Genomic DNA, 4,133 nt, shown 5'->3' with positions numbered 1-4,133 from the left:
GAGCACCACCGACGCACACCGGACCCTTTCTACAGCGACCGCGTGATCCTGTCTCCCGCCGTGCCTGTCTTCCGCGACGACACGGGAATCCTGCTCGACAGCCCCTATACGGTCGGCTTCCTCACCTGCCCGGCGCCCCGGACCAACGTGATCATGCAGGAGCTGGCGAGCGAGGCGCATCGCATACCCGCGATGCTGGCCACCCGCGCCGAGCGCATTCTCGAAACAGCCGTCGGCTACCGACGTTTGGTACTGGGCGCCTGGGGCTGCGGCGCCTACGGCAACGACCCCGGCATGGTGGCCGGTGCCTTCCATGCACTGCTAGCCGATGGTGGGCGGTTCAACGGGCACTTCGACGAGATCACCTTCGCAATACTGGACCGGACCCCCGGCGAGACCATCCTCACTACCTTCCGAACCGTCTTCGCGGCAGAGTAGATCCGAGTGCATGTAGGGGTCATGCGGCCGGATCAGCCGGCGAGGAGAACGGCGGCGACTTGGCCGCAGCGGTCAGGCTCGGCGAACCCAGCACCTCATGGGGACGAGCTCGAGCAGATCGCGGCGCAGATCGAGCTATGGGGCGGACACGTGGCCTGGCCGCAGCGAGGCACTGACGAACACCAAGAGTTCACCCTATGCGATTCCCCTCGCGCACAAGCGCTTTCCGATCGTGAGCCTGGCTCACTTTGTGATAGCTTCGCGAGGGTTCGTCCGATCTGTGCAGGAGGCTCGGCAGTTGTATTCGCGCTCTCGGCGCCGTGGAACTCGCCGCAGCTGGACCCGCGTTCTCGCTGTTCTGCTCGGCATCGGCGCTCTCACCGTCCCGGCCCCCGCAGGCGCGGCCGATCCGTACGTCGATCAGCTCGCCGAAGCCGCGAGCACTCCGGCGTTGCAGTGGTCGGACTGCGAAGACGGCTTCTCCTGCACGTGGGCGCGGGTACCGCTGGACTACCACAGCCCGCGGGGCGAACAGATCGAGCTGGCGGTGATCAAGCTGCCCGCGACCGATCCCGGTCGCCGGATCGGCACCCTGTTCGTGAACTTCGGCGGGCCGGGACCGTCGGGGGTCGACCGGCTCCGCGAGCGGGCGCGGTGGCCGTGGTTGTTCTCCGAGGAACTGCGGGCCCGGTTCGATCTGGTGTCGTGGGATCCTCGTTCGGTCTCACGCAGCGCTCCGACCAGCTGTTTCGCCTCGGCCGAGGAACAACAGGCCTACTTCGCGACCTTCCCCGGCACCCCGGCAGGACCCGCCGACGAACCGGAGTTCTTCGCCCGCTCCGCCGATATCGCCGCCCGCTGCGGCGCGTCCGCGGGCCCGATCCTGGCGCACGCCTCGACCGCGAATACCGCCCGTGACCTGGAGTTGCTGCGACGGGCGGTGGGCGATGCGGCGCTGACCTATCACGGCATCTCCTACGGCACCCAGGTCGGCGCGGTCTACGCCAACATGTTCCCCGGCCGGGTGCGGGCGATGGCGCTGGACGGGTCACTGGACTTCGAGGGCAATGTGAACGGGCACGGCGCCGATGGCGCGAACCTCCCGCTCGATACCAGGCAGGGCGTGGCCGACGCCATCGCCGAGACCTTCGACGCCTTCCTGCGTGACTGCTCGGCCGCGGGTCCGGCCTGCGCGTTCTCGGCGGGCGAGCCGAAACTCAAGTGGATCGCGCTCGCCGAACGCGCGCGGCTGGCCCCCATCGCGGTCGACGGCACATCGTGGTCCTACGGGCAGATCGTGGCCGCCGCGGGCAGTCTGGCCCGCCCGGATACCTATGCGGACCTGGCGATCCTGCTACAGCAACTCTTCGATGCCGGAACATCACTGCTCCCGGCGGTCACACACGACGCGATCTTCGACAAGGAACATCCGGGCAACCGGATCGAGGCGTTCTATTCGATCCAATGCACCGACAGCACCGTCCCGACCGACCCCGCGATCTACAGTCGGGTCGGTGCCGTCGAAGATCTGCGGGTCCCCTATTTCGGCCGCACCGCCGTCTTCAACGCCACCCCTTGCGCGTTCTGGCCCGCCCACGACGCCGACCGCTACACCGGTCCGTGGAATCGCGAGACCGCGGCCCCGATCCTGATCCTGAACAGCAGATTCGACCCGGCAACCCCCTTGCGCGGCGCCTATGTGGGCGCAGGCCAGCTGGCACACGCCCGGGTGGTCGTAGTGGAAGGCGCAGGCCACAGCAGCATGTACGTGGCGAGCACCTGCGCCGAGCACGTCAAGCGCGACTACCTGTTCACCGGCGAGCTGCCGCCAGAGGGCTTGCGCTGCGGCATCGACCGATCCCCCTTCAGCTGACCAGCGCGTCAGCGATTGAGGCACATCAGGCCGAGCATCGGGCCGAAGCGGTTCTCGGCGCTGCCCGCGAGGACGAGGACGCCGCCGATGGGGCTGCACAGGACATCCAGGCTCGACGAGCCGCTGTCCGCGACCGGTTCCTCGGCATGCGCGGTGGTCGCGCTGACAGCGGGGGCTAGCAGGAACACTGCGAGGGCGGCGGACACCGCGAGCTTCTTCATCGCTCTACCGTGCCCGACCACGCGCGCGCTGCGCACGCCCCCAGTTGCGGTGGCACGAGAACCCTTGCGCTGTGCGCCAACCCACACCGGAAACCCGCGGAGTGAAACGGCCGAATACGCCGGGCGGCGCGTTCTGCCGACGCGACGCCCGGCCCGAAGTTCTCAGCCGACCGAGCCGAGGACGACACCTCCGTTGCTGCACACCCCCACAGCGGGGCTGGGAGCGAGGAAGTGGCCGGACGCGTAACCCGGGGTCCACCAGCAACCCCGGAGGGCAGAGCATTGTGCGGGCCACCACCGTCAACCGCGGTGGTGACCCCCGACAATATTGCCGCCACGACCAAGTACTACCTGCTCGGTACCCACTCCTGGCCGTACTGGCAGACCATGCTGCACGATTCGTGGCCGACCCTGAAGTCCGGCATCGGCCTCTGACCGAACAGCGTTCCCGAACGAACCAGGGGCACGGACTCAGCAGAGTCCGTGCCCTGGTTCAGTTTTCGCCTGGTACACACTGGACAAGATGCTCACCGAGCTTGCCGAACGGGCAGCGCCACGTCCGAGAATTATGTGAACAGGCAGAGCAGGTCGTAGAGCGGGGGCTTCTCGACGCTGCCGGTGGCGAACAGCAGTTGCGCGATCGGCGAACACACGAGCGCCGCATCCGATGAGCCGGAGCCTGCCTGCGACGAGCCGGAGTCGGCGACCGGCGCGGTCTCGACGGGAGCGGCGGAGGCGACTGCGGGCACCCCGAGGATCACGCAGGACAGTGCTGCGACTGTGACGAACTTCTTCATCCGCTCAGCGAACACCACAGCGGTAATCCGCGGAATGAAATGCAAACATTTCATCCAATACTCGTGACGCGCACGATTTCACGACGCATGAACCGACTCACTGAACTCCGTACCGTCGTGCACGCCGCCTACCTCCAACACCTCCGGACCTGACGAGCGGGCAGCGGAAGTCGCACCCGGGACTATCATTGCGCGATGACGAACGCGCACCCCCAGCGCCCCGACCTGCCCGAATACATGACGTGGGAAGAGCTCGAGCAGCTGCCCGAGGAAATCGCCTCCCGCATCGAACTGTGGGGCGGGCGCGTGGTCTGGACGCGGCGCGAGCCAGGAGAACATCAGGAAGCCGGCAACCTGCTGTGGAATGCTCTTCGCCGAGACGCCAAGCGCGCCATGGACACCGAGCCCGAGCAGCGCTGGCGGGTTCGTACCGAGACGAACGTCTTCTTCGGTCGGCAAGGTAAATCCGATTTCGTGACTCCAGACTTCATGATCCATCGATGCCTGGACAAGGCGTACGCGCACGTTCGCGCGGACGATGCGCTCCTGGTCGGCGAGGTTCTCTCCCCATCGAACACCGCGGCCGAAATGGAAGCCAAAAGGGCCAGATACGCGGCTGCGGGCATTCCGTGGTACTGGGAAGTCACCCTGCATCCGCGGCGCAGCGAGATCGCGTATGTGCAGGCATACGGCCTGGCATCTGGAACCGGGGCCTTGCCGGCAGGCGTATCACCGCTCCACAAGGCCAACTACCTCCTGGCCGGCACTTGGTCGCATGCCGACTCCACCTAAATCACCATCGAC

6 protein-coding genes are annotated in these 4,133 nt (G+C 67.0%); 4 read left to right on the top strand and 2 right to left on the bottom strand.

All coding sequences use genetic code 11. The features are described 5' to 3' along the window. Both ACFWPJ_RS26330 and ACFWPJ_RS26325 read left to right on the top strand, forming a co-directional pair. A partial coding sequence (locus ACFWPJ_RS26330; RefSeq protein ID WP_378855188.1) for a TIGR02452 family protein occupies positions 1–438 on the top strand: 438 nt, incomplete at its 5' end. Positions 439–736: 298 nt separating this feature from the next. Then, positions 737–2,311 carry an alpha/beta hydrolase gene (locus ACFWPJ_RS26325; protein ID WP_378855186.1) on the top strand — a complete coding sequence of 525 codons (1,575 nt, stop codon included), beginning with the start codon at positions 737–739 and terminating at the stop codon, positions 2,309–2,311. Positions 2,312–2,319: 8 nt separating this feature from the next. Here the strand turns inward: ACFWPJ_RS26325 and ACFWPJ_RS26320 are convergent, their stop codons facing one another. Next, a complete protein-coding gene (locus ACFWPJ_RS26320) occupies positions 2,320–2,532 on the bottom strand; it encodes a hypothetical protein (RefSeq protein WP_378855184.1) in 213 nt (70 codons plus the stop codon). 309 nt (positions 2,533–2,841) lie between these two features. Here ACFWPJ_RS26320 and ACFWPJ_RS26315 point away from each other — a divergent pair, with 309 nt between their 5' ends. Next, the gene (locus ACFWPJ_RS26315; protein WP_378855182.1) at positions 2,842–2,967 is read left to right on the top strand and encodes a hypothetical protein; all 126 of its coding nucleotides are present in this window, start codon (positions 2,842–2,844) and stop codon (positions 2,965–2,967) included. A gap of 131 nt (positions 2,968–3,098) precedes the next feature. On the opposite strand, the gene ACFWPJ_RS26310 is transcribed toward ACFWPJ_RS26315, so the two are convergent. Continuing rightward, entirely contained in the window at positions 3,099–3,383 is a 285-nt protein-coding gene (locus ACFWPJ_RS26310) for a hypothetical protein (RefSeq protein WP_378855180.1), read from the bottom strand. Between the two features lie 141 nt (positions 3,384–3,524). Between ACFWPJ_RS26310 and ACFWPJ_RS26305 the strand changes: the two genes are divergently transcribed. Further along, positions 3,525–4,121 (top strand): Uma2 family endonuclease, encoded by a 597-nt coding sequence (locus ACFWPJ_RS26305; protein WP_378855178.1) that lies wholly within the window; start codon positions 3,525–3,527, stop codon positions 4,119–4,121. The last annotated feature ends 12 nt before the right edge of the window (positions 4,122–4,133 follow it).

Source organism: Nocardia sp. NPDC058497, assembly GCF_042720195.1.
In the GTDB taxonomy this organism is placed as follows: domain Bacteria; phylum Actinomycetota; class Actinomycetes; order Mycobacteriales; family Mycobacteriaceae; genus Nocardia.
Note: the sequence above shows the minus strand (reverse complement) of the source record. Positions and strands in the feature narration are given on the sequence as shown.